This is a genomic window from Microbacterium sp. bgisy189 (assembly GCF_965345345.1).
Classification (GTDB): domain Bacteria; phylum Actinomycetota; class Actinomycetes; order Actinomycetales; family Microbacteriaceae; genus Microbacterium.
Genome location: NZ_CBDRMZ010000003.1, coordinates 233,142 through 255,541 on the forward strand (window position 1 = coordinate 233,142; position 22,400 = coordinate 255,541).

Annotated in this window: 19 protein-coding genes and 1 pseudogene; 5 read left to right on the plus strand and 15 right to left on the minus strand. The window is 69.5% G+C overall.

Annotated features, from left to right (window positions below; translation table 11 throughout):
- Positions 1-17: 17 nt before the first annotated feature.
- The 8 genes and pseudogenes from ACSF8R_RS06380 to ACSF8R_RS06415 all read right to left on the minus strand — a co-directional run.
- Positions 18-153: pseudogene (locus ACSF8R_RS06380) on the minus strand (TauD/TfdA family dioxygenase); the annotation flags it as partial.
- 46 nt (positions 154-199) lie between these two features.
- On the minus strand, positions 200-6,400 hold the full coding sequence (gene pulA / locus ACSF8R_RS06385) for a pullulanase-type alpha-1,6-glucosidase (protein WP_434811027.1): 6,201 nt from the start codon (positions 6,398-6,400) through the stop codon (positions 200-202).
- Positions 6,401-6,555: 155 nt separating this feature from the next.
- Positions 6,556-7,728 carry a thiolase family protein gene (locus ACSF8R_RS06390; protein ID WP_434811028.1) on the minus strand — a complete coding sequence of 391 codons (1,173 nt, stop codon included), beginning with the start codon at positions 7,726-7,728 and terminating at the stop codon, positions 6,556-6,558.
- A gap of 3 nt (positions 7,729-7,731) precedes the next feature.
- Positions 7,732-8,913, minus strand: coding sequence for a bifunctional 2-methylcitrate synthase/citrate synthase (locus tag ACSF8R_RS06395; RefSeq protein WP_434811029.1), 1,182 nt, complete (start codon positions 8,911-8,913; stop codon positions 7,732-7,734).
- Positions 8,914-8,929: 16 nt separating this feature from the next.
- Positions 8,930-9,829 (minus strand): methylisocitrate lyase, encoded by a 900-nt coding sequence (prpB, locus tag ACSF8R_RS06400; RefSeq protein ID WP_434811030.1) that lies wholly within the window; start codon positions 9,827-9,829, stop codon positions 8,930-8,932.
- Complete coding sequence (locus tag ACSF8R_RS06405) at positions 9,829-11,355, minus strand: MmgE/PrpD family protein (RefSeq protein WP_434811031.1); 1,527 nt, start codon at positions 11,353-11,355, stop codon at positions 9,829-9,831. Before ACSF8R_RS06405 ends, prpB begins: the two co-directional genes overlap by 1 nt.
- Positions 11,352-11,981, minus strand: coding sequence for a GntR family transcriptional regulator (locus ACSF8R_RS06410; protein ID WP_434811145.1), 630 nt, complete (start codon positions 11,979-11,981; stop codon positions 11,352-11,354). The genes ACSF8R_RS06405 and ACSF8R_RS06410 overlap by 4 nt, the downstream gene beginning before the upstream one ends.
- A gap of 101 nt (positions 11,982-12,082) precedes the next feature.
- On the minus strand, positions 12,083-12,454 hold the full coding sequence (locus ACSF8R_RS06415) for a VOC family protein (RefSeq protein ID WP_434811032.1): 372 nt from the start codon (positions 12,452-12,454) through the stop codon (positions 12,083-12,085).
- 101 nt (positions 12,455-12,555) lie between these two features.
- On the opposite strand from ACSF8R_RS06415, the gene ACSF8R_RS06420 reads away from it, so the two are divergent.
- On the plus strand, positions 12,556-13,083 hold the full coding sequence (locus tag ACSF8R_RS06420; protein ID WP_434811033.1) for a ribonuclease H family protein: 528 nt from the start codon (positions 12,556-12,558) through the stop codon (positions 13,081-13,083).
- 9 nt (positions 13,084-13,092) lie between these two features.
- Here the strand turns inward: ACSF8R_RS06420 and ACSF8R_RS06425 are convergent, their stop codons facing one another.
- Genes ACSF8R_RS06425 through rlmN form a run of 3 tightly spaced genes read right to left on the minus strand, consistent with a single transcriptional unit; the run spans position 13,093 to position 15,921 of the window.
- Positions 13,093-13,572, minus strand: coding sequence for an NUDIX domain-containing protein (locus ACSF8R_RS06425; RefSeq protein ID WP_434811034.1), 480 nt, complete (start codon positions 13,570-13,572; stop codon positions 13,093-13,095).
- Between the two features lie 12 nt (positions 13,573-13,584).
- A complete protein-coding gene (locus tag ACSF8R_RS06430) occupies positions 13,585-14,598 on the minus strand; it encodes an aldo/keto reductase family protein (RefSeq protein WP_434811035.1) in 1,014 nt (337 codons plus the stop codon).
- A 39-nt stretch (positions 14,599-14,637) separates the two neighbouring features.
- A complete protein-coding gene (rlmN, locus tag ACSF8R_RS06435) occupies positions 14,638-15,921 on the minus strand; it encodes a 23S rRNA (adenine(2503)-C(2))-methyltransferase RlmN (RefSeq protein WP_434811036.1) in 1,284 nt (427 codons plus the stop codon).
- A gap of 151 nt (positions 15,922-16,072) precedes the next feature.
- On the opposite strand from rlmN, the gene ACSF8R_RS06440 reads away from it, so the two are divergent.
- Together ACSF8R_RS06440 and ACSF8R_RS06445 are read left to right on the plus strand one after the other, a co-directional pair.
- Entirely contained in the window at positions 16,073-16,948 is an 876-nt protein-coding gene (locus ACSF8R_RS06440; RefSeq protein ID WP_434811037.1) for a Cof-type HAD-IIB family hydrolase, read from the plus strand.
- Between the two features lie 24 nt (positions 16,949-16,972).
- The gene (locus ACSF8R_RS06445; protein ID WP_434811038.1) at positions 16,973-17,803 is read left to right on the plus strand and encodes a hypothetical protein; all 831 of its coding nucleotides are present in this window, start codon (positions 16,973-16,975) and stop codon (positions 17,801-17,803) included.
- A 6-nt stretch (positions 17,804-17,809) separates the two neighbouring features.
- Here the strand turns inward: ACSF8R_RS06445 and ACSF8R_RS06450 are convergent, their stop codons facing one another.
- Positions 17,810-18,379: a TetR/AcrR family transcriptional regulator gene (locus tag ACSF8R_RS06450; RefSeq protein WP_434811039.1), complete on the minus strand. Its 570-nt coding sequence runs from the start codon at positions 18,377-18,379 to the stop codon at positions 17,810-17,812.
- Between the two features lie 75 nt (positions 18,380-18,454).
- On the opposite strand from ACSF8R_RS06450, the gene ACSF8R_RS06455 reads away from it, so the two are divergent.
- A complete protein-coding gene (locus ACSF8R_RS06455) occupies positions 18,455-19,021 on the plus strand; it encodes a dihydrofolate reductase family protein (protein ID WP_434811040.1) in 567 nt (188 codons plus the stop codon).
- Here ACSF8R_RS06455 and ACSF8R_RS06460 read toward each other — a convergent pair whose 3' ends face one another.
- From ACSF8R_RS06460 to ACSF8R_RS06470, 3 genes are read right to left on the minus strand one after another with little or no spacing between them, the layout of a single operon-like run.
- Complete coding sequence (locus ACSF8R_RS06460; protein WP_434811041.1) at positions 19,022-19,852, minus strand: SDR family oxidoreductase; 831 nt, start codon at positions 19,850-19,852, stop codon at positions 19,022-19,024.
- A gap of 26 nt (positions 19,853-19,878) precedes the next feature.
- A complete protein-coding gene (locus ACSF8R_RS06465; RefSeq protein WP_434811042.1) occupies positions 19,879-20,649 on the minus strand; it encodes an enoyl-CoA hydratase/isomerase family protein in 771 nt (256 codons plus the stop codon).
- A gap of 7 nt (positions 20,650-20,656) precedes the next feature.
- Positions 20,657-21,418, minus strand: a complete 762-nt coding sequence (locus ACSF8R_RS06470; protein WP_434811043.1) for an SDR family NAD(P)-dependent oxidoreductase — start codon at positions 21,416-21,418, stop codon at positions 20,657-20,659.
- Between the two features lie 180 nt (positions 21,419-21,598).
- Between ACSF8R_RS06470 and ACSF8R_RS06475 the strand changes: the two genes are divergently transcribed.
- On the plus strand, positions 21,599-22,324 hold the full coding sequence (locus tag ACSF8R_RS06475) for a phosphotransferase (protein WP_434811044.1): 726 nt from the start codon (positions 21,599-21,601) through the stop codon (positions 22,322-22,324).
- Positions 22,325-22,400: the final 76 nt, after the last annotated feature.

Genomic DNA, 22,400 nt, shown 5'->3' on the forward strand with positions numbered 1-22,400 from the left:
GTCGCGTTCTTGAGGTCGGGCACGGCACAGTCGTAGTCGTTGGTGTGCACCGCCCACAGCTTGTGGGCGAAGTCGCGCAACTCGGTGGGCAGCGGCGTATGCGCCCGCGCTTGAGGCGATGAGCGTCTCACCGCCGTACGCAGGCACCGCAACCATCGCCGGGCCACGGGGACGACACACCCGCGACCCGGCAAGGGGTTCAAGCCGCCGCGTCGACCCGGGGTCGGCGGCGGAACTGCGTGACGAGGCCGAACGCGACCAGTGCGGCGCCGATGACGACGACGAAGCCGACCGGGAACGAGCCACCCGTCGAGGCGAGGCTGCCCGCCTCGACGACCTCGACCGCGGCGCTGAGCGGCGATTCGCCGGCCGTGCGCACGATGAGGGTGTGATCGCCGACTTCGAAGTCGTCGGGGATGTCGATCGCGAACGTCACACGACCGTCGGCGTCTGCGGCGGGGATGCCGGTGACGACGATCGGGTCGCTGTACAGCGTCGCCGCGATCTGCTGGCCGGGCGTGAGACCGGAGACGGTCACCTGAAGCGTGCCGCCCTGCTCGACGACACCCGAGCCGACGTCGATCGACGCCCACGCGCCGTCGCCGTCGCCAGAACCGTCGCCGTCGCCGTCGCCATCACCATCGCCGCCGTCGCTGGAGCCGTCGGCATCCTTCTCGACGAGCACCGCGACGGTCCGCGCGGGCACCGTGATCGTGCCCGAAGCGGTCGCCCACTCGGTCTCGCGCACGACGTCGTCGCTGCCACCGGCGAGCGCCGGGGTGAGGGCGAACTCGCGACCGGCGAGCGCGTCGATCTGCTGCGTCGTCGCCTCGGGCGACGCGTTGAAGACCACGAGTGCGCCGTCGAGTTCGGCATCCACATCGACACCTACGGTGTCGTCGATCTGCATCACGATGACACCCGGGGTGGCGTCGGTGCCGCTGTTCGGGAACGACACCTTCTGACCGATGAGGTCGGCCGATCCCAGACGCAGCAGCCCCACCTCGGAGCGCACGCGCAGCAGGTCGAGGGCCTGCGCCTCGGCCGTGGCGATGTCGGATGCCGCGGGCTTCAGCGCCGGGTCGGCCAGCAGCGGCTGCATGATCGACCACTTCTCGCCGTTGTCGGCCTCGCGCGGCAGACCCGACCCGAAGGTCGACTCCTGCCCGGTCCAGTCGATGCGGTTGAACCAGTCTCCCGAGTTGTAGCTGTTGCGGTCGAGCGACTTCGAGCGAAGCAGCTCGGTGCCCGCGTGCCAGAACGACGGGGTCTGCGACAGGGTCGCGGTCGCCAGCGACAGCGTGTTCATGCGCACACGGTCGGCCATCGAGGTCTCGCGCGGAAGCTTGAGCACCGACAGGTCGTACAGCGTCTCGTTGTCGTGCGCGTCGACGTAGGTGATGACCTCGTCAGGCTGATCGGCGTAGCCGGCCGACTGGCCGTTGTAGTCGAGCTCTGCGCCCGTCTTCTCGGCGCCGGTGTGATCGGTCAGCGAGAACCCGCTGAGGTTGCCGGCAAGACCCAGCTTGACCAGATCGGTCTGGTGACCGAGCGCCTCGAGCGCCTCTTCGGCCGTGCCGTTGATCGGGTCGCCGTTGGGGTCGGTGCCGCGGCCGGTGCCGAAGCCCTGTACGAACGTCGACCCGCTGTCGACCGGGCTGCCGCCGTGCACGGCGTCGCGCAGCCGGTCGCTGAAGGTGCCGATGCCGGTGCCGCCGAGGTTGCCCTGCGTCGCCTGCTCGAACAGAGCGCCGCCGGCGACCTCGCCGAAGTCCCAGCCCTCGCCGTACAGGTAGATCTGCGAACCGTCGACGCCGTCCTTCTTGAGCGTCAGCTCGTCGAGCGCCTCGCGGACGGCGAGCATGTTCTCCTTCGAGTGGTGCCCCATGAGGTCGAACCGGAAACCGTCGACCTTGTAGTCGCGTGCCCACGTGACCACGGAGTCGACCATGAGCTTCTCAGCCACCTTGTGCTCGGTCGCCACGTTCTCGCAGCACGTCGAGGTCTCGACGGCGCCGGCGGCGTTGAGGCGGTGGTAGTAGCCGGGCACGATCTGGTCGAGCACCGACTTCTCACCCTGACCGGACTGCGCCGTGTGGTTGAAGACCTGGTCGAGCACGACCTGGAGGCCCATGTCGTGCAGTGCACCCACCATCGAGCGGAACTCGCCCACGCGCGCCCCGCCCTCGGGGTCGGTCGCGTACGAGCCCTCGGGGGTCGAGAAGTGGTACGGGTCGTAGCCCCAGTTGAAGCCGTCGGCATCCACGACTGCTTCGACGCACGCCTGCTGCTGGTCGCTGTCGGGCGCCATCGAGGCCAGGTCGCAGTCGGGGGTCGCCTGCGCGGCGCGGTTCTCTTCGATCGTCGCGATGTCGAACGAGGGAAGCAGGTGCACCGTGTTGATGCCGGCATCCACCAGCTCGCGCAGCTGCTCGGTTCCGGCGCTGTCGCGCGTAAAGGCCAGGTACGTGCCGCGCTCTTCCTCGGGCACCGTCTCGTCGGTGATCGAGAAGTCGCGGATGTTGAGCTCGTAGATCGCACGGTCAACCGGACGGGCCACCTCGGGCGACTCGGTCTTGCGCCACTGCTCCGGCTGCCACGCCTTGTCGTCGAGGTCGATCGCGACCGAGCGCACCGAGTTCTCGGTGAGACCCAGCGAGTACGGGTCGGTGACCTCGTTCGTCTCGATCGCACCGGTCGACGGCGCGTATACGACGACCTCCCAGCGGTACTCGTCGCCCTTCAGCGCGTTCTTGCCCGCGACAGCCCACACACCCGATGCGGCATCGAAGGCGGCTTCGTGGCGCTGCGGGTCGCCCTCCGAACCGGCGTCCCACGTGAGCAGGGTCGCCTGCTGCGCGGTCGGGGCCCACAGGCGGAAGGTGGGCTTGTTGCCCTTGAACGTGACACCGAGGTCGGTGTCGGCGACGGCGTCGGCGTAGAGGTCGTCGAGCACCCCCGGCACCTGCACGCCCGTGAAGGCGGTGAGCGAACCGTCGTCGGCGCGCTGGGCGACCATCAGCTGGCCGCGCAGCAGTTCCGCGACGGCGGCACGGTCGAGCCCGTCGACGCGCAGCGCCGTGTACGACGCCAGCGCCGGGAAGCGCTCCTTCTGCTCGTCGCTCAGACCGCCGTCGACGACGGTCAGCTCGACCGGCTCGCCGCCCGCGACATCGCCGTCGGCGATCGCCAGTTCGGCCGCCTGCGAGCCGTACAGCTGCCACGCCGTGCCCTCGCCGAGGTCGGCGGGCCAGGCGATGGTGTCTGCGTCGATCCAGTGCGCGCGCGACTCGCCGATACCCTCCAGCGGCGGGTCGGCGACCTCGATCTCGAGCACGTGGGTCTCGAGGGTGTAGCGGAACACGACACGCTCGCCCTCGGTGGCGCTGAACGCGATGTTCACGCCGTCACGCGCACCGTCCTGACCGTAGTTCTCGGTCCAGCTGAGTCCGTGCGCGACCTTCAGCTCGTAGGAGCCGGTCGGGATGCTGCTGGTCGAAAACTCGTAGACGCCGTCACCGTCACCGTCGAACATGAGACTGCGCAGGCAGTCGGGCGCCCAGTCGCCGGCACAGCCGAGCGATGCCTGGAACGAACCGGGCAGGGTCACGATGGGGCCGTCTGCGGTCGACTGCACGAGCTTGGTGCGCGGGTCGAAGTAGAACGTGATGGGGCCGCCCTCGTGGCTGAGCGCGATGTTCGAACCGCCCGCGACGCCGCCGGCGCCGTAGTTCTCGTCCCAGCTGCGCTCGGTGGCGACCTTGTATTCGTAGTCGCCCGCGGGCAGGTCGACCGTGAGGGTCCAGATGCCGTCGACGAGGGTCATCTGCGCCTGGTCGCAATCGGGCGCCCAGTCTCCGGCGCAGCCCATCTCGGAGTTGAGGCTGCCGGGAATGCTGACGGCGTCGTAGTTCGTGACCTCTTCGGGCTCTTCCGGCTCTTCGGCCTCGGCAGCCACTGCGACGCGGTTGCCGACCGATGCGTAGGTCGAGGCGGCAGAGCGGTTGCCCGCAGCATCCGTCGACACGGCTCGGTACTCGATGAGCGTTCCGGCGGCCAGGCCGTCGACGTCGTGGAAGACGCGCGGCTCGGTGTCTTCGGCAGTGCCCAGCGGCGTCCACTCGTCGTCGCCGACGACGCGCCAAGAGAAGCTGGTCTCGCGCCAGGCCTGGTCGGCGGTCGCGGCGACGGCCACCGAACCGCTGAGCCCGGCACCTGCCTCGGGCACGGTCACGGCCAGCTCGGCCGCGGTCTCGGGCGCCGTGACGGTCGCGTCGGCCCGCAGCACGACCGCACCCAGTGCGGGCACGGTGACGGAGGCGATGGCATCCGCACCGGACTCGGTCGCAGCGCCGCCGCCGTAGACAGGGCTGAACGAGGCGTCGGCCGTCAGCGTCGTGACGTCGACCGTCTGCTCGCTGTCGGTGTTGTTGAGCGCGACGAGGTACTCGACCTGCTCGTCGCGGTCGACCCGTGAGAAGGCGTACACGCCGTCGCCCGCGAGGCGTTCGATCTGCGCGCCGTCAACGAGCGCGGGATGCTGCTCGCGCAACTGCGACAGCTCGGCGATGCGGGTGTAGATCGCCGTGTCTGTGTCGAACCGGTCGACAGAGCCGACGGTCTCGCCATCAATGAGCGTCTGGTTCTGGTACTCCTCGACCTGGCTGGCGAACAGCGTCTGGCGGGCGCTCTTGTCGTTGCCGGGCGAAACGCCGGTGAAGCCCTGCTCGTCGCCGTAGTAGACGACCGGCTGGCCGCGGGTGAGGAACATGAGCTCGTGGGCCAGGAGGTCGCGCGCCTCGGCGTTGTCGGCATCCTTCAGGTAATAGCCGATGCGGCCCATATCGTGGTTGCCGAGGAAGGTCGGCAGGGCGGTCGCCGACGAGTCGGGCGTCGTGTAGCGGTCGTCGCCTGCGAACAGGTTCTGCAGCACGGTCGACTTGCCGCCCTTGGCGAAGCTCGTCGCCGCCGACTGGAACGCGAAGTCGAGCACCGAGCTCATGTCGGTCTTGCGTACATACGGCGACAGCAGCGCCGGGTCGGCGTCGTAGACCTCGCCGAACATGAAGAAGTCGGGCTTGCCCGCGGCGTGCGCGTAGTCGAGCACCTCGGTGGACCACTCCTGCCAGAACTCGAAGTTCACGTGCTTGGCGGTGTCGATGCGGAAGCCGTCGATGCCGAGGTCGATCCAGTCCTGGTACACGTCGACGAACCCGCTGACGACGTCGGGGTGCTCGGTCATCAGGTCATCGAGGCCCGAGAAGTCGCCGTAGGTGGTGGACTCACCGCTGTAGGTCGAGTCACCGCGGTTGTGGTACAGCGTGACGTCGTTGAGCCACGCCGGCACCTTGACGTCGGCTTCGCTCTCGTCGACCTGGGGCGTGTACGGGAACGAGGTCGCGGCGTCGAGCGCGGGGAAGTCTCCCGTGCCTGCGTAGTCACTCGGGTCGAACGCGGTGCCGTCGGCATCGGTGTACGGAGACGTCGCCTGGTCGATGTAGGCGTACTCGCCCTCTTCGTACGAGATGACGTCGGCGGTGTGGTTGGTGATGATGTCGAAGTAGACCTTGATGCCACGGTCGTGGGCGTCGGCGATGAGCGCCTCGAGTTCGGCGTTCGTGCCCAGGTGCGGGTCGATCTGCGTGAAGTCGGTCACCCAGTAGCCGTGGTAGCCGGCGCTGGCGTCGGCTCCGGTGCCCTGCACGGGCTTGTTCTTGAAGCTCGGGGTCAGCCAGATGGCGGTCGTGCCGAGACCTTCGATGTAGTCGAGGTTCTCGCGGAGACCGGCCAGGTCACCACCGTTGAAGAAGCCCTTGTCTGTGGGGTCGAAGCCGGTCGCGAGGCGGTCGCCGGTGAGGCCGCCCTCGTCGTTCGACGTGTCGCCGTTGGCGAAGCGGTCGGTCATGACGAAGTAGAACTGCTCGCCGTCGCCGGCCTGGCGCACCGGGTCCGCCAGGAGCGCGGCATCGGCGTCCTCGTAGCCGCCGGCCAGGTCGATCGCTTCGAGTCCGACGCGGTTCGTCGCGGAATCGAAGACGAAGCGCAGCGTCGCGTCGCCGGCGACCGTCAGCGGGATGTTGTCGCCGCCGCCGTCGAGGCCGTAGGAGACGTCCCAGGTGTCGTCGAGCGCGACCTTGTACTCGTAGGTGCCTGCGGGCACCTCGAACTCTGCCGCGAAGACGCCCGCCGTCTCCGTCTCGACCAGTTCGGTCGCGGCGCACTCGGGCTGCCAGTCGTCAGAGCAGCCGAGCTCGTCCTGCAGGCTGCCGACGATCGCATAGGTGTGATCGGCGGCAGCCACCGGCGTCGCCGCGAGGGCGATGCCACCCGAGACGACGAGCGTGGCTGAGACCGCCGCGGCAGCTGCGCGGCGGAAGGGGGCGGGGGTCGGCTGTGACACGAGCGCTCCTGGGATGTGTGACGGCACAGCAATGTGCCCGGGGTACCGCAGACGTTAGCGGGTTCGAGCCCGACTGCGCAACCGCTTGCAACGATGGATGAGCGAAATCTCACCGCGCGACCGGAGCGTGGCCGCGAACGACCCCGCGGGCGAGGTCAGAGACGTTCGATGATCGTGGCGTTGGCCATGCCGCCGCCCTCGCACATCGCCTGCAGGCCGTACCGGCCGCCGGTCGCCTCCATGTACGACAACAGGGTGCCGAGGAGCCTCGTGCCCGATGAGCCGAGCGCGTGACCGAGCGCGATGGCCCCACCCCACGGGTTCAGCTTCGCGAGATCGGCGCCGACCTCCGCCGCCCACGCGAGCGGCACCGGCGCGAACGCCTCGTTCACCTCGTAGGCGTCGAGATCGTCGATCGACAGGCCGCTGCGCTCCAAGATGCGGCGGGTCGCCGGGATCGGCCCCGTCAGCATGAGCAGCGGATCATCGCCGACGACCGAGAAGGCGTGAAATCGAGCCCGCGGGGTGAGGCCCAGTTCGTTCGCCTTCTCCTCGCTCATGATGAGCACCGCCGATGCGCCGTCAGTCAGCGGCGACGAGTTGCCGGGCGTGATCCGCCAATCGAGATCGGGGAACCGCGCGGCCATCGCATCGGTGCGGAACGACGCCGGAAGGCCCGCGAGCTTCTCAGCCGTCGTGCCCGCGCGGACGGTCTCGTCGGCCTCCACGCCGGCCATCGGCAGGAGTTCGCGGGCGAACGCGCCGGCATCCTGGGCTGTCGCAGCGCGGGCGTGCGACTGCGCGGCGAATGCGTCGAGGGTCTCACGGTCGAAGCCCCACCGCTGCGCGATCAGCTCGGCCGAGACTCCCTGATTCACGAGCCCCTCGGGGTAGCGCTCCAGCATCGCCTCCGAGAAGGGCGACCCCGCGACGGATGCCGAAACACCCAGCGGCACGCGACTCATCGACTCGACGCCGCCCGCGATGACGATGTCGTACTGCCCCGCGATCACGCCCTGGGCAGCGAAGTGCGCGGCCTGCTGGCTCGACCCGCACTGCCGGTCGATCGTCGTACCGGGAACCGACTCGTCGAACCCCGCAGCCAGCACCGCCTGCCGCGCGATGTTGAACGTCTGCTCGCCGACCTGGCTGACGCAGCCCAGCAGCACGTCGTCGATCTGATCGGACTCGAGCCCGTTGCGCTCGAGGACGGCCCGCAGCGTGTACGCCGCGAGGTCGACCGGGTGCACCTCACTCAGCGCGCCGCCGGGCTTGCCGCGCCCCGACGGGGTCCGGACCGCGTCGACGATGACGGCGGTGCGGAGCATGGCTCAGCCCGCCTCTTCGGCGCGCTCGAGCGCCTCAAGATCGGCGGCATCCGGCTCGTAGCCGTCGATGTGACGCTCGTCGGGACCGTTGTAGGCCGACAGCGGGCGGATGAGCGCGTTCGATGCCTGCTGCTCCATGACGTGCGCCGTCCAGCCGGTCACGCGCGCCGCGATGAACAGCGGCGTGAAGGTGAGCGTGTCGAACCCGATGAGGTTGTACGCCGGACCCGAGGGGTAGTCGAGGTTCGGGTAGATGCCCTTGCGCTGCACGAACTCTGACTCGAGGGTGTCGTAGAGGGCGGCGACCTCGGGCCGGTCGTAGTGCTCGACGAGCGTGTCGAGGGCCTTCTTCATCGTCGGCACGCGCGAGTCGCCCTTCTTGTACACGCGGTGGCCGAAGCCCATGATCTTGCGCTTGGCGGCGAGCGCCTCGTCGAGCCAGGGCACGACGTTCTCGGCGGATCCGATCTCGTCGAAGATGTGCAGCACGGCCTCGTTGGCACCGCCGTGCAGCGGCCCCTTCAGGGCGCCGATCGCACCGACGACCGCGGAGTACAGGTCGCTGAGGGTCGACGTGATGACGCGCGCGGTGAACGTCGACGCATTGAACGAGTGCTCGGCGTACAGGATCATCGAGCGGTTGAACGCGTCGACGACGACCGGATCGGGCTCTTCGCCGAAGGTCATCCAGAGGAAGTTCGCGGCGTAATCGAGGTCTTCGCGCGGCTCGATCATCGCCTCGCCGCGGCGACGACGCTGGCCGTACGCGACGATCGCCGGCAGCACCGCGAACAGCCGCATGCTGCGGTCGAGATTCTCGGCGTGGGTGCCTGCAGCATCGAGCACGTTGAGGATGCCGGCGGTCTCGGTCGCGCCGATGGCACTCACAACCGTGCGCGCCTCGTCCATCGGGTGCGCGTCGACCGGGAGCGCGTCGATGAGCGCGACGACCGACTCCGACAGCGCCCGGTTCGCACGTTCGATCGCGCGCAGTTCGCCGAGCTGATCGGCCATGGGCAGTTCGCCGTGCCACAGCAGGTAGGCGACCGCCTCGAACGACTGCGTCGCGGCGAGCTCCTGCACCGGGTAGCCGCGGTACAGCAGCGAGTTGGTCTCGGGGTTGACCTTAGAGATGGCGGTCTCGTCGGCGATGACCCCGGCGAGGCCCTTCTTGATGTCGGTCATGGTGTGCTCCTTCGCGTCACCGGGAGATGTGGAAGTTGAAGACGTTCGTGTCGAAGTGGTTGTAGTCCTCGTAGTCGATGAGGTCGTACAGGTCGGCACGGTGCTGCATCTGGTCCAGCTGCGAGGTCAGGTGCCCCTCTTCGGTCAGCGTATCGAGCGCACGCCCGGTCGCACCCATCGCGATCCGCAGCATCGACACCGGCCAGATGACGATGTTCACGCCCGCATCGCGCAGTTGGGAGGTGGAGAACAGGTCGCTCTTGCCGAACTCGGTCATGTTCGCCAGGATCGGCACGTCGAGGGCGGATGCCATCGCCTCGAACTCTTCGAGGGTGCGCATCGCCTCGGGAAAGACGGCGTCGGCCCCCGCGTCGACGAGCGCCTTCGCGCGGTCGACTGCGGCATCCATACCCTCTGCCGCACGGATGTCGGTGCGCGCCATGATCAGGAAGTTCGGGTCGCGGCGGGCGTCGACGGCGGCGCGGATGCGCTTGACGGCGGTGTCTTCGTCGACGACGGCCTTGCCGTCGAGGTGCCCGCACCGCTTCGGGTTGACCTGGTCCTCGATGTGCGTGCCGGCAAGGCCCGCGTCTTCGAGGGTCTGGATCGTACGGGCGACGTTCATCGGCTCGCCGAACCCGGTGTCGGCGTCGATGATCGCCGGCAGCTCGGTCATGCGCGCGATCTGCTGCCCGCGGCCAGCGACCTCGGTGAGGGTGGTGAGGCCGATGTCGGGCAGCCCCAGGTCGGCCGACAGCACGGCACCCGAGATGTAGACGCCCTCGAAGCCCTTGCGTTCGATGAGCCGCGCCGACAGCGGGTTGAACGCGCCGGGAAACCGCAGCAGCTCACCCGAGGCGAGCCGCTCGCGGAACAGGCGCCGCTTCTCGGCCGCCGGGGTCTGGCTGTACAGCATCAGAACAGGCCCTTCGGGGCGGGGGCGGATGCCAGCACACCCGCCTTCGCGACGATGTTCAGCTCACGCACCTCGGCGGCGGTCAGTTCGGGCAGGCGCTGGACGAGTTCGAGGAACCGCTCGATCTCGGCCGGCTCGAGCACGGAATCGGCGAGTAGCCGGAACTTGCGGATGTAGTCCTCGCGGGCGAAGGGACGGGCACCGAGCGGGTGGGCGTCGGCGACGGCGATCTCGTCGACGACCGTCGAACCGTCGGTCAGTGAGATCTCGACGCGACCGCCGAAGGCCTTCTCGTTCGGGTCTTCGGAGTGGTAGCGGCGCGTCCACTCGGCATCCTCTGCCGTGGTCACCTTGTGCCACAGCGCGACGGTGTCTTCGCGGCCGGCGCGCTCGGGGGTGTACGAGTCGACGTGGTGCCAGCCGCCGTCCTGCAGCGCGACGGCGAAGATGTACGGGATCGAGTGGTCGAGCGTCTCGCGCGAGGCGGTCGGGTCGTACTTCTGCGGGTCGTTCGCGCCCGAGCCGATCACGTAGTGGGTGTGGTGGCTGGTGTGCAGCACGATCTTCTCGATGTTCGCGGGGTCTGCCAGCTCGGGCCGCTCACCGTGCAGCTTGCGGGCCAGGTCGATCCACGCCTGCGCCTGGTACTCGGCGGAGTGCTCCTTCGTGTACGAGTCGAGGATGCCGCGCTTGGACTCCCCCGCCGCCGGCAGCGGCACGTCGTACGAGGCATCCTTGCCGTCGAGCATCCAGGCGATGACGCCGTCTTCGCCTTCGTAGATGGGGCTCGGCGAGGTCTCGCCGCGCATGGCACGGTCGACGGCTTCGACGGCCATCTTGCCGGCGAAGGCGGGGGCGTGCGCCTTCCAGGTGGAGATCTCGCCCTTGCGCGACTGGCGGGTCGCGGTCGTGGTGTGCAGGGCCTGACCGACGGCCTGGTAGATCGTGTCGACGTCGAGACCGAGGAGTGTGCCGATGCCGGCAGCGGCCGACGGGCCGAGGTGGGCGACATGGTCGATCTTGTGCTTGTGCAGGCAGATGGCACGCACGAGGTCGATCTGGATCTCCCAGCCGGTCGCGAGTCCGCGCACGAGCGCGGCGCCGTCGGCACCGGTGTGCTGGGCGACCGCGAGGATCGGCGGCACGTTGTCGGCGGGGTGGGAGTACTCCGCGGCCAGGAACGTGTCGTGGTAGTCGAGTTCGCGCACCGCGACGCCGTTGGCCCAGGCGGCCCATTCGGGGCTGGTGGTCTCGGCGTTGTCGACGCCGTAGACGGTCGCACCGGCACCTCCACGGGAGACGGGGTGGTCGAGCGCCTGCGAGCGCGCGGCGCTGACGGGTGCGCGGGTGAGGGATGCCGCCGCGACCGACGCGTTGTCGATGATGCGGTTGATGATCATGTCGACGACGTCGGCGTCGACCGCGACCGGGTCGATGGCGACCTGGGCGATCTTGTAGGCGAGCTGGTCCTCACGGGCGAGCTCTTCTTCGCTGCGGTACACGCGGACGTGGTGGGTGACGGTCATGCGGAGGCCTCCAGGGAGTCGAGGATGCTCGTCAGAGCGTTGTGCAGATGGACGTGGGTGGCGTGGGCGGCGAGGTCTGCGTCGCGGGCGGCGATCGCGGATGCGATGACGCGGTGCTCGCCGACGGATGCCGCGAGCCGGTCGGGGTTGTCGCGCGCGAGACGGCGCACCCGCACGAGGTGGGTGCGGACGTTGCGCAGCGCCTGGGTGAGGTAGTCGTTCGCGACGGCGGCGTCGAGCGCCGCATCGAAGCGGGCGATGAGTGCGTAGTAGCCGTCGGCATCCTCACCCGGCGCGATCCCTGCGAACTCCGCGGCGAGCGCGGCGAACACCGTGTCGTCCCCGCGGGCGGCGGCCAGGCGCGCGGCGGACTCTTCGAGGGCCCGGCGCACCTCGAACAGTTCGCGGATGTCGCCTGCGTCAATGTCGGTCACGACCGTGACGCGCGGGGATGCCTGTGCGACGAGGCCGTCGGCGGCGAGGCGGCCGAGCGCTTCGCGCAGCGGCGTGCGGCTGACACCGAGGCGGGTCGACTGCTCGACCTCGCCGAGCACTGTGCCGGGTGCGAGTGCGCCGGACTGGATCTCATCGAGGAGGGTGGTGTAGGCGCGGTCACCGGCTCTCATCATCGCACCTCCTCGTCGCCCTCGAACGCGCCTATTGTATACATAAAGCGCGTTCTAGTGCGACCGAGTGCGGGGCTACCCCTCTTTGGTATACAAGCGCGTCAGGCGCCCTCGGGGTCGGTCGTCCCCTCGTACAGCCCGATCGGATTGCCGTCGTGGTCGCTGATGACCGCCCACCAACTCGTCTCGGTGATCGGCGACTTCTCCATCAGCACCTCGGCACCGGCCGCCGTGGCCTTCGCGACGGTGTCGTCGATCGAGTCGACCTCGACGTACGAGCGCGGGTGGGTGAAGCCGTCGCTGCGGGGTGCGAGCCCGCCGCCGGAGATCTTGTTTGGGGCCTGCCACATCGGGTAGCCCTCGAAGCCGGGGATCTCGGCGATCTGCCACCCGAACAGGCTCGAATAGAACTCCGTCGCGCGTCCGAAGTCGCTGACCGGGATGTCGATGTGGGTGATGTCTCCGTGCGCCATGGTGCGCTCCTTCCGGTTGTGCGCCCAGTCTCACCCTCCCCTCCGACACGCACAACGGGGACGGCGATGAATGGTGCCCGTCGAGCGGGTAGCGTCGGAGGGTGACGGATCGCTATGTCGTGGCAACTGACGGCGCCTGCAAGGGCAACCCCGGGCCGGCCGGCTGGGCCTGGGTCGGCGAAGACGGCCAGTGGGCGGCGGGTTCGCTGCCGAGCGGCACGAACAACATCGGCGAACTGCTCGGACTGCTGCACGCGATCGACGACCACCGCGACGTCGAAGAACTGATCGTGCAGGCCGACTCGAAGTACGCGATCGACACCTACCAGTCGTGGATGGACGGGCACCGTCGCCGCGGCTGGAAGACCTCGACCGGCTCCCCCACGAAGAACCGCGAGATCCTCGAGCAGCTCATCGAGGTGCGCGACGCCCGCCGCGAGGCGGGGATGCCGGATGTCGTGCTCGAGCACGTCCGCGGTCACCGTGGCCACGTGCTCAACGAGTGGGCCGACGAGCGCGCCGTCCGCGCCTCCGAGCACGCCGCGGCCGGTAAGGAGAGCGCCTGGTCGTCGCTGGGCGGCACCCATCCCGTGCTCGACGTCTCCGCGGCACCGTCGAAGAAGCGCTGACGCGGAGCCTCAGCCGGTCACTGCGTCGAGGTGCTCGGCGAGGCGATCCAGGGCTGGACGTTGGCCGGCGACGAGGCATTCGCGGGCGTCGGCGAGCGGCATCCATTCGACGCGGTCGACCTCGGGGAACGACTGTCGCGTGCCAGAGCGCGGCGGCCACTCCATCTCGAACTCGCCGAACGTGGCCCCGTCGACCGTGAACCCGGCGCCATCGGCGACGAAGACCGTCACCCGCTTGCCCGACGAGTAGGCGAACGTGCCGAGCTCGGCGTAGTCGACATCGGGCGGCGTGAGGCCGAGTTCTTCGGTGAACTCTCGCTTGGCGGCATCCAGTGCGCCCTCGTCGTCAGCGTCGAGCTCGCCCTTCGGGATCGACCACGCCCCGGCATCCTTCGACGCCCAGAACGGGCCGCCCATGTGGGCGACGAGCACCTCGACGTTGCCGTCCGCAAGACGGAACAGCAGGATGCCGGCGCTCGTCACCCCCATGACATCACCGGCTCAGGCGGGACGCGCCGCCGGCGAGACCTTGTAGGTCTCTTGCGGGTCGGTGACCGCCACCGGCGACAGGGCTGCATCGATCGCGGCCATCGTGTCGGCGTCGAGCACGACGCCGGAGGCCTTCACGTTGTCTTCGAGCTGCTCGGGGCGCGAGGCGCCGACGAGCGCGGCAGCGACGTTCGGGTTCTGCAGCACCCAGGCGATCGCGAGCTGCGGCATCGAGAGCCCGGCCTCAGCGGCGATCGGCGTGAGCTTCTGCACGGCCGTGAGCACGTCGTCTTCCATGAAGCGCTTGATGAAGTTCGCGCCGCTCTTGTCGTCGGTCGCGCGCGAGCCCGCAGGCACGGGCTGACCGGGCAGGTACTTGCCGCTGAGCACGCCCTGCGCCATCGGCGACCACACGATCTGTGAAATGCCGAGCGCCTGCGAGGTGGGCACGACGGTGCCCTCGATGACCCGCCACAGGGCCGAGTACTGGGGCTGGTTCGACACGAGCTGCACGCCGAGCTCCTTGGCGAGCGCGTGGCCCTCGCGCAGCTGCTCGGCGGTCCACTCGCTCACACCGATGTAGAGCGCCTTGCCCTGTCGCACGATGTCGGCGAACGCCTGCATCGTCTCTTCGATCGGGGTCTCGTAGTCGTAGCGGTGCGCCTGGTACAGGTCGACGTAGTCGACGTTCAGCCGCTTGAGCGACCCGTGGATGCCGTCGAAGATGTGCTTGCGGCTCAGTCCCACGTCGTTCGGACCCTTGCGACCGATCGGCCAGTAGACCTTCGTGAAGATCTCGAGCGATTCGCGCGGCTGCCCGTCGAGGGCCTTGCCGAGCACGACCTCAGCCGCCGTGTTCGCGTACGTGTCGGCGGTGTCGAAGGTCGTGATGCCGAGGTCGAGCGCCTTGTGCACGGTCGCGATCGCGGCCGAGTCGTCGACCTGCGACGCGTGGGTCACCCAGTTGCCGTAGGTGATCTCCGAGACCTTGAAGCCGCTGTTGCCGAGGTAGCGATAGTTGACCATGTCTCAACGCTACCGGCGGGCGAACGACCCGGGGCCGCCTCAGGGAAGAGGCATCGCGGTCGCGGCGGCGGCATCCTCTTCGGTCGCCACGAGCTGGCCGCAGGCGCCGTCGATCTCTTTGCCGCGGGTGTCGCGGAGGGTCGTCGGGATGCCGGCGTCGTTGAGCCTGCGGACGAACTCGTTCTGCACGTCGACCTCGGAGGCCGTCCAGATCGACCCCGGTGTCGGGTTCAGCGGAATCGGGTTGACGTGCACCCAGCCACGGCCGCGCGCATTGAGCTTGTCTGCGAGCAGGTCGGCGCGCCAGGCGTGGTCGTTCATGTCTTTGATGAGGGCGTACTCGATCGACACCCGGCGGCCGGTCTTGTCGAAGTACGCACGGGCGGCATCGAGCGCCTCGTCGACCTTCCAGCGCGAGTTCACCGGAATGAGCTCGTCGCGCAGCGTGTCGTCGGGTGCATGCAGCGACAGCGCGAACGTCACCGGGATCTCTTCGTCGGCGAGCTTGCGGATCGCCGGCACGAGACCCACCGTCGAGACCGTGATGCCGCGCGCGCTCATGCCGATGCCGTGGTCCTTGTCGACCATGACGCGGACGGCCTGCATGAGGCGGGCGTAGTTCGCGAGCGGCTCACCCATGCCCATGAACACGATGTTCGTGACGCGCTCATCGGCGTGACCGACCTTGCGCGGATCCTTCAAGCCGCCGTCGCGGATGAGGCGGTTGGCGGCGATGACCTGCGCGACGATCTCGGCGGCCGACATGTTGCGGGTGAGGCCCGCCTGGCCGGTGGCGCAGAACGGACAGTTCATGCCGCAGCCGGCCTGGCTCGACACGCACAGTGTGATGCGGCCCGTGTAGCGCATGAGCACCGACTCGACGAGCGCGCCGTCGTGCAGCTTCCACAGGAACTTGATCGTGTCGCCGCGGTCGGTCTCCAGGCGCCGCACCTCGGTGAGCAGCGGCGGCAGCAGGCCCGCAACGAGCTCCTCACGACCGGCGGCGGGCAGGTCGGTCATCGTGGCCGGGTCGTCGGTGTAGTGCGTGAACCAGTGCTTCTCGAGCTGCTTGGCGCGGAACCCCGGCATCCCGAGCTCCTTCACCTTCTCGACGCGCTGTTCCGACGTCAGGTCGGCCAGGTGCACCGGCGGCTTGCCGCGCTTCGGGCTCGCGAATTGCAGCAGCGGACGCCCCTCGGCATCCTTCGCCTGCGTCCACCCCTCAGTCCGAGGGCGCACCTGCGGCGCGCTCGAGGCCGCGGGCGCCGTGGCGGGGCGCGCCTGGCGCGGCTTGGTGGCGCGCACGGGAGTGGATTCGGTCATGCATCCAGGGTAGAGCCCCACCGCTGGGCGGATGCCGAGCCGCGGCGCGGCGAATACGGGACGCGTGTTGCCGTGTCGCCGTGCCTGATGCGACAGCACGCGTCCTCTCTTGGCCGGTCAGCGCACAGCCGCGGCGGGGGAGGATGGATGCGTGAGTTCACCGGCATTCGCGCAGCGCATCGTGTTCATCGACGTCGACGGGACGATCCTCGAGCACGGCTCGGTCATCGCGCCTTCGACCGTGGCGGCCATCCGCTCGGCCCGCGCGGCGGGGCACCGCGTGTATCTGTGCACGGGGCGCGCCGACGGCGACATCCACCCCGACGTGCGGGCGATCGGCGTCGACGGCGCGATCACCAACGGCGGGGCGTTCGCGACCGACGGCGACGACCTCGTCGTGTCGAAACCCATGCCGAGGGATGCCGCCGAGCATCTGGTCGCCTACTTCGGGCAGCACGGCCTGCACTACTTCTTGCAGACGCACGAGGCCGTGTTCGCCAGCGCGGGCATCCGCGCGTTCGCCGCCGACTTCTTGGCCCATCGCCGTGCGCAGCACGCCGCCGACATGCAGAAGCTCGGCATCACCGACGACGTCGCGGTCGCCGTGCTCGACGCGAAGTACCGGCCCGTCGAGGAGGCCGACCTCGACGCCGTCGCGAAAGCCGTCTTCATCAGCACCGCCTCCGACAGCCTCGACATCGCCCAGCGCGACCTCGGCGACCGTTACCTCGTGATCCCCGGAAGCATGCCGCTCCCCGGCGGCTCCAACGGCGAGATCAGTGTGCTCGGCACCGACAAGGGCAGTGGCATTCGCGGGATGCTCACCCACCTGGGGGCCGACGCCGCCGACACGATCGGCATCGGCGACAGCTGGAACGACCGCGAGATGTTCGACGTCGTGGGCACATCGGTCGCGATGGGGCAGGCCGACCCTGCGCTGCGGGAGCGCGCCGACATGGTCACGACGGCCGTCCTCGACGACGGCGTCTGGAACGCTTTCGTGCGCCTCGGCCTCATCGACGGCTGAGCGCGCGGGCGGTACCGTGGCGCCATGCACGCCGCGGAGCAGGCTGAGCTCGACGAGCTTCGCCGCCGTGCCTACGCCGACGACGCGGCGCTGACCGCGGCCGATGTCGCGCGCCTGCGTGCGCTCGAAGAGATGGCCCACCGGGAGCGCGAAGCCGTCGCCGCGGCTGCGCGGACGCTTGCGCGACCCGCGGCCGACTTCACTGAACCGCCGGAGGTCTTCGCTGAACCGCCACCCGTACCGGAGCCCGAGCCCAAGCCCACCGAATCCGTCGACGCGCAGGCCGCTTCCGCCCCGTCTCCGCTGCGGTCCTCGCCGAAGCGTCGTCGCCGTGCCGTGTGGACTGCGATCGTCGCCGTCGTCCTCGCGGTCGCCATCGGGTTCTTCGTGCTGAGACTCGTCGACACGGCATCCGGCACGCTCACCGAGACCACGACGCGCGAGGCCTACAGTCTCGCCCACTCCGGCGGCGAGGTGCTGCAGCGCATACCCGTCGAACACGGCTGGCAAGACGTCGACGTTGCGGACGGTGCGCTCGTGCCGAGATTTCCGACGAGCGGCGAGATCAGGGTCGCCCGACACCTCGCGACGCTGTACGGCTGGAACGTGTGGATTGCGGATGCCGACGGCGCCCTGCAGCCGGAGCAGTGCATCGTCATCGAACGCGACGGCGATGCGCGCGGGCGGTGCGTCGTCGCGGTGCTGCGCGGTGAGAGCGCCCTCGTCGCGACACTGCCGTATGAGCTCATCCCCGAAGCCGAACGACCCGAGGGCATGACCGTCGACGAACGGCTCGGCTTCTGGTGGACCGGCGACGCGTCGGTGTACGTCATCCGGGCGCCGATCGTGCAGTAGGCGCCTTCAGCGCGGCAGGAGTCGTTCGACGAGGGCGTCGGCGGCCGCCTCGATGTCGCGGTCCGGGTCGATGCGCACGGTCAGGGCATCGAGCACGAGACCGTCGATCGCGTAGTGGAGCAGAGCGATCTCGTCGGCCCCGCCGGGCAGCCCGGCCGCGGCATTGAAGGCGACGTCGGCGGCGAAACCGGCCCGGAACCACGCGCCCAGTCGCTCGGCGACGGCGGGGCGGCGGGCTGCTTCGAGCCGCAGTTCGATGAGCGCGAGCGTGACGTCGGGCGCCGCGAGCAGTCGGCGCACGATGTCGCGGGTGTAGTCGGCGAACAGGGCGCGGTCTGGCGAACGCTCGGCGAGGGCGGCGTGCACGGCGGGATCGGGCGTCAGCCGCTCACCGATACGCGTGACGAGGGCGTCGATCAGCGCATCGCGTGAGGCGAAGTAGTTCGACGCCGTGCCCTTCGGGACGTCGGCCGCGGCATCCACTGCCCGGTGGGTGAGCCCGCGAGCACCCTCGGTCGCGAGCACCCGCAGCCCGGCATCGGCGAGCGCGGTACGCCGGTCGTCGTTCTTCGCCATACCGCCACCATGGCATAACCACGACACATGTTGTACTCTCAAGAACCACTACATCTGTCGTGAATGGGAGAGTCCATGCGAAAGCTCGTCTACTACGTCGCCGTCAGCCTCGACGGCTTCATCGCCGGCCCCGGGCACCAGTTCGACGCGTTCCTCGCCGAGGGCGACCACGCCACGGTGCTGTTCGGGGAGTTCGGCGACGCCATCCCGAGCGAGTTCCGAAAGGCGGTCGGGCTGCCCGACACCCCGCAGCGGTTCGACACCGTCGTCATGGGCTGGAACACCTATCTGCCGGGCCTGGATGCCGGCTTCCCCAGCCCCTACGCACATCTGCGCCAGGTGATCGCGAGCCGTTCCGCGCGCGACGTGCCCGACGAGATCGAGCTCACCGACGATCCCCTCACGACCGTGCGGGCACTGAAGGCGGAGGACGGCCTCGACATCTACCTGGCGGGCGGTGGCGATCTCGCCGGTCAGCTCATCGACGAAATCGACGAACTCGTCATCAAGCGCAACCCGATGGCGTTCGGCACCGGCATCCCGCTGTTCGGTCACCACCCCTATCGGGTCGTGCCGTTCGCGCACGAGCGCACCCGCACGTTCGAGTCGGGTGTCGTGATCAGCGAGTACGCGCGCGGGTGATCAGTCCAAAAAGATGTCGGGGTACAGCTCGTTGTCGGGGGTGCCCGGGGTCGCGGCGTAGCCCGAGAAGTCGGTGACGCCGGAGGCCGCCAGCACGTCCTCGACGATGAGCGTCTGGCCGGTGTACGACGCGGCCGGCTGCAGCAGCACCTGGTAGGCGGCGTCGGCGTAGATCTCGGGCGTGCGGCTGACCTTCATCATCCGGTCGCCGCCGAGCGCGAACTGCACGGCGGCGGTCGCGATGGTCGTCGCCGGCCACAGCGTGTTGGCCGCGATGCCGTCCTTCGCGAATTCGGCGGCCATGCCGAGCGTCGCCATCGACATGCCGTACTTCGCCATCGTGTAGCCGGTGTGCGCACCGAGCCACTTCGGCGAGAGGTTCAACGGCGGCGAGAGGGAGAGGATGTGGGGGTTCTCGGCATCCTTCAGGATCGGCGCGGCAGCCCGCGAGAGCATGAACGTGCCACGCACGTTGACGTCCTGCATGAGGTCGTACTTCTTCGCGGCGAGGTCGAGCGAACCCGACAGGTCGATGACGGAGGCGTTGTTGACGACGATGTCGATGCCACCGAACTCACCCTGGGTCGTCAGCACGGCCTCGGTGATGTCGTCGTCGTTGCGCACGTCGCCGACGATCGGCAGCGCCTGACCACCGGCCGCGCGGATCTGCTCGGCCGCGGACTGCACGGTGCCCTCGAGCTTCGGGTGCGGGGTGTCGGTCTTGGCGAGCAGCGCGACGTTGGCGCCGTCGCGCGCGGCGCGCAGGGCGATCGCGAGGCCGATGCCGCGGCTGCCGCCCGACATCAGGATGGTCTTGCCGGCGAGGGACATGGTGCCTCCAGGTTGGACGTAGGGGGTCAGCGGGCGGACTTGCGGGATGCCGCGGCGAAAGCGGCGACGCGCACCTTCGACGCGTCGGTGCCGAAGGCGGCGCCGATCGTGCGCGCCTCGTCGGCGAGGTTGTCGGCGAAGGAGCGTTCGGCGCCGGTGCGGACGAGGCGCTTGGCCTGCCCGAATGCGGCGGTCGCGTTCTCGAGCCAGAACGCGGCGACCTCTGCGGTGCGCGCGGCGGGGTCGTCGGAGACCTCGTTGACGAGCCCCCAGTCCAGCGCGGTGTCGGCGTCGATCGTGACGTCTTGCAGCAGCATCCGCAGCGCACGGCGCTCCCCGATTGCGGCGGGCAGCAGGGTCGAGACGCCGAGGTCGGGGGTGAGGCCGATGTTGGCGTACTTGCTGACGAACTTCGCCTGCGGCGCGGCGACGATGTAGTCGGCGGCGAGCATGAGCCCGAGGCCACCGCCGGCGACCGCGCCCTGCACGGCCGCGACGATCGGCTTGTCGGAGGTGACGAACGTGCGGATGCCGTCGTGGATCGTGTGCGCCATCTCGGTGATCGCGTCGCCACCGGCACCCGACGAGGCCATCGCGACGACGTCGCCGCCGGCGCAGAACGCGGGGCCCGCGGCATCCAGGATGATCGCTCCGACGGAAGGGTCGGCGGTCAGCTCGTGCGCGAGGTCGCGCCAGCGGGTGCCCATCTCGAAGTCCATCGCGTTCAGGAACGCGGGACGGTTGAAGGTGAGCCGCGCGAGGGCGCCGTCGCGCTGCAGCAGGATCGTGTCGCTCATGGGTTCCTTACTTCGGGGCCATGCGGATTGCGCCGTCCATGCGGATCGTCTCGCCGTTGAGGTAGCCGTTGTCGATGATGTGCAGGGCCAGCGACGCGTACTCGTCGGGGCGGCCGAGGCGTGCCGGGTAGGGCACCTGCTCGCCGAGGGAGGCCTGCGCCGCTTCGGGGAGCCCCGCGAGCATGGGGGTCTCCATGATGCCGGGGGCGATCGTGCAGACGCGGATGCCGTAGCGGGCCAGTTCGCGGGCGATCGGCAGTGTCATGGCGTGCACGCCACCCTTGCTGGCCGAGTAGGCGGGCTGGCCGATCTGTCCGTCGAACGCGGCGACGGAGGCGGTGTTGATGATGACACCGCGGTCGCCGGATGCCGTCGGCTCGGTCTGCGCGATGGCGGCGGAGGCCTGTGCGATGACGTTGTAGGTGCCGATGAGGTTGATGCGGATGATCTTCTCGAACCCGGCGAGCGGCGACGGGGTGCCGTCACGGTCGAGCACCTTTGCGGGCGGGGCGATGCCGGCGCAGTTGACGACGACACGCAGCGGACCGGCCGCGGTGGCTGCCTGCACGGCGGCGGCGACCTGGTCAGCGTCGGTCACGTCTGCGGGCGCGAACGTGCCGCCGAGCTCGGCGGCGATGTCGGCGCCGGCCGAGGTCGGCAGGTCGACGATCACGACGTGCGCACCGGCATCCGCGAGCCGTCGCGCGGTGGCGAGACCCAGGCCGCTGGCACCGCCCGTGACGAGGGCGGACGCTCCTGCGATGTCCATTGCGTTCTCCTTCGAACTGGTCCTGCGTCCCACCATACGCGGCACTGCGTGCCAGTCGCGAACCGGGACGCGTCCAGGCTACCGGCGGCCGCTCGCGCGCGGCAGACTGTTCGGGATGGATCTCCGGCTGCGACGCGTGTACAACGAGCCCGCCCCCGACGATGGGTTCCGGGCGCTCGCATGAGCATTCCGGCGGCCGATCTCGACGTCCCGGCGACGGTGCGGGCGCTCGCCGGCGGCGCGGCGCTCACGCCGGTGTGGCGCAACGAGCTCGGCGGCGTGACCTTTCGCGCCGACGACGGCCGGCACATCAAATACGGACCCCGCAACACCGAGACCTCGATGGCCGACGAGGCGGAACGGCTGCGGTGGGCGGGCCGGTTCACACGGGTGCCGCAGGTGCTGGATGCTGGTGCCGACGCGACCCACGAATGGCTCGTGACAGCGACCCTCGACGGACGCTCTGCGGTGGATCCGCGCTGGATCGCCGAGCCCGCCGTCGCGGTGCGCGCGGTCGGCGAAGGGCTGCGGGCGCTGCACGATGCGCTCCCCGTCGCGGACTGCCCGTTCGATTGGGGCGTACCGGGTCGCATCCGGAACGCGGCAGCCCGCGGCATCCGTGTCGACGTGCGCCGGCACGAGACGCCGCCGATCGACCGCCTCGTCGTTTGCCACGGGGATGCGTGCTGCCCCAACACGCTGGTCGGCGACGACGGCCGGTGGTCCGCCCACGTCGACCTCGGCGCGTTGGGCGTCGCCGACCGCTGGGCCGACATCGCGGTCGCGTCGATGAGCACCGAGTGGAACTACGGCCCCGGCTGGGAGGACGAGCTCATCGCCGCATACGGCGTCGAGCCCGATCGGGAGCGCCTCTCCTTCTACCGCGACCTCTGGAACGCGACATGAGCTACCCGCAGATGTTCGACGACGACGATCCGCTGCCGCGGCATCGGCACGAGCTGGCGGAAAAGGGGACGCATGT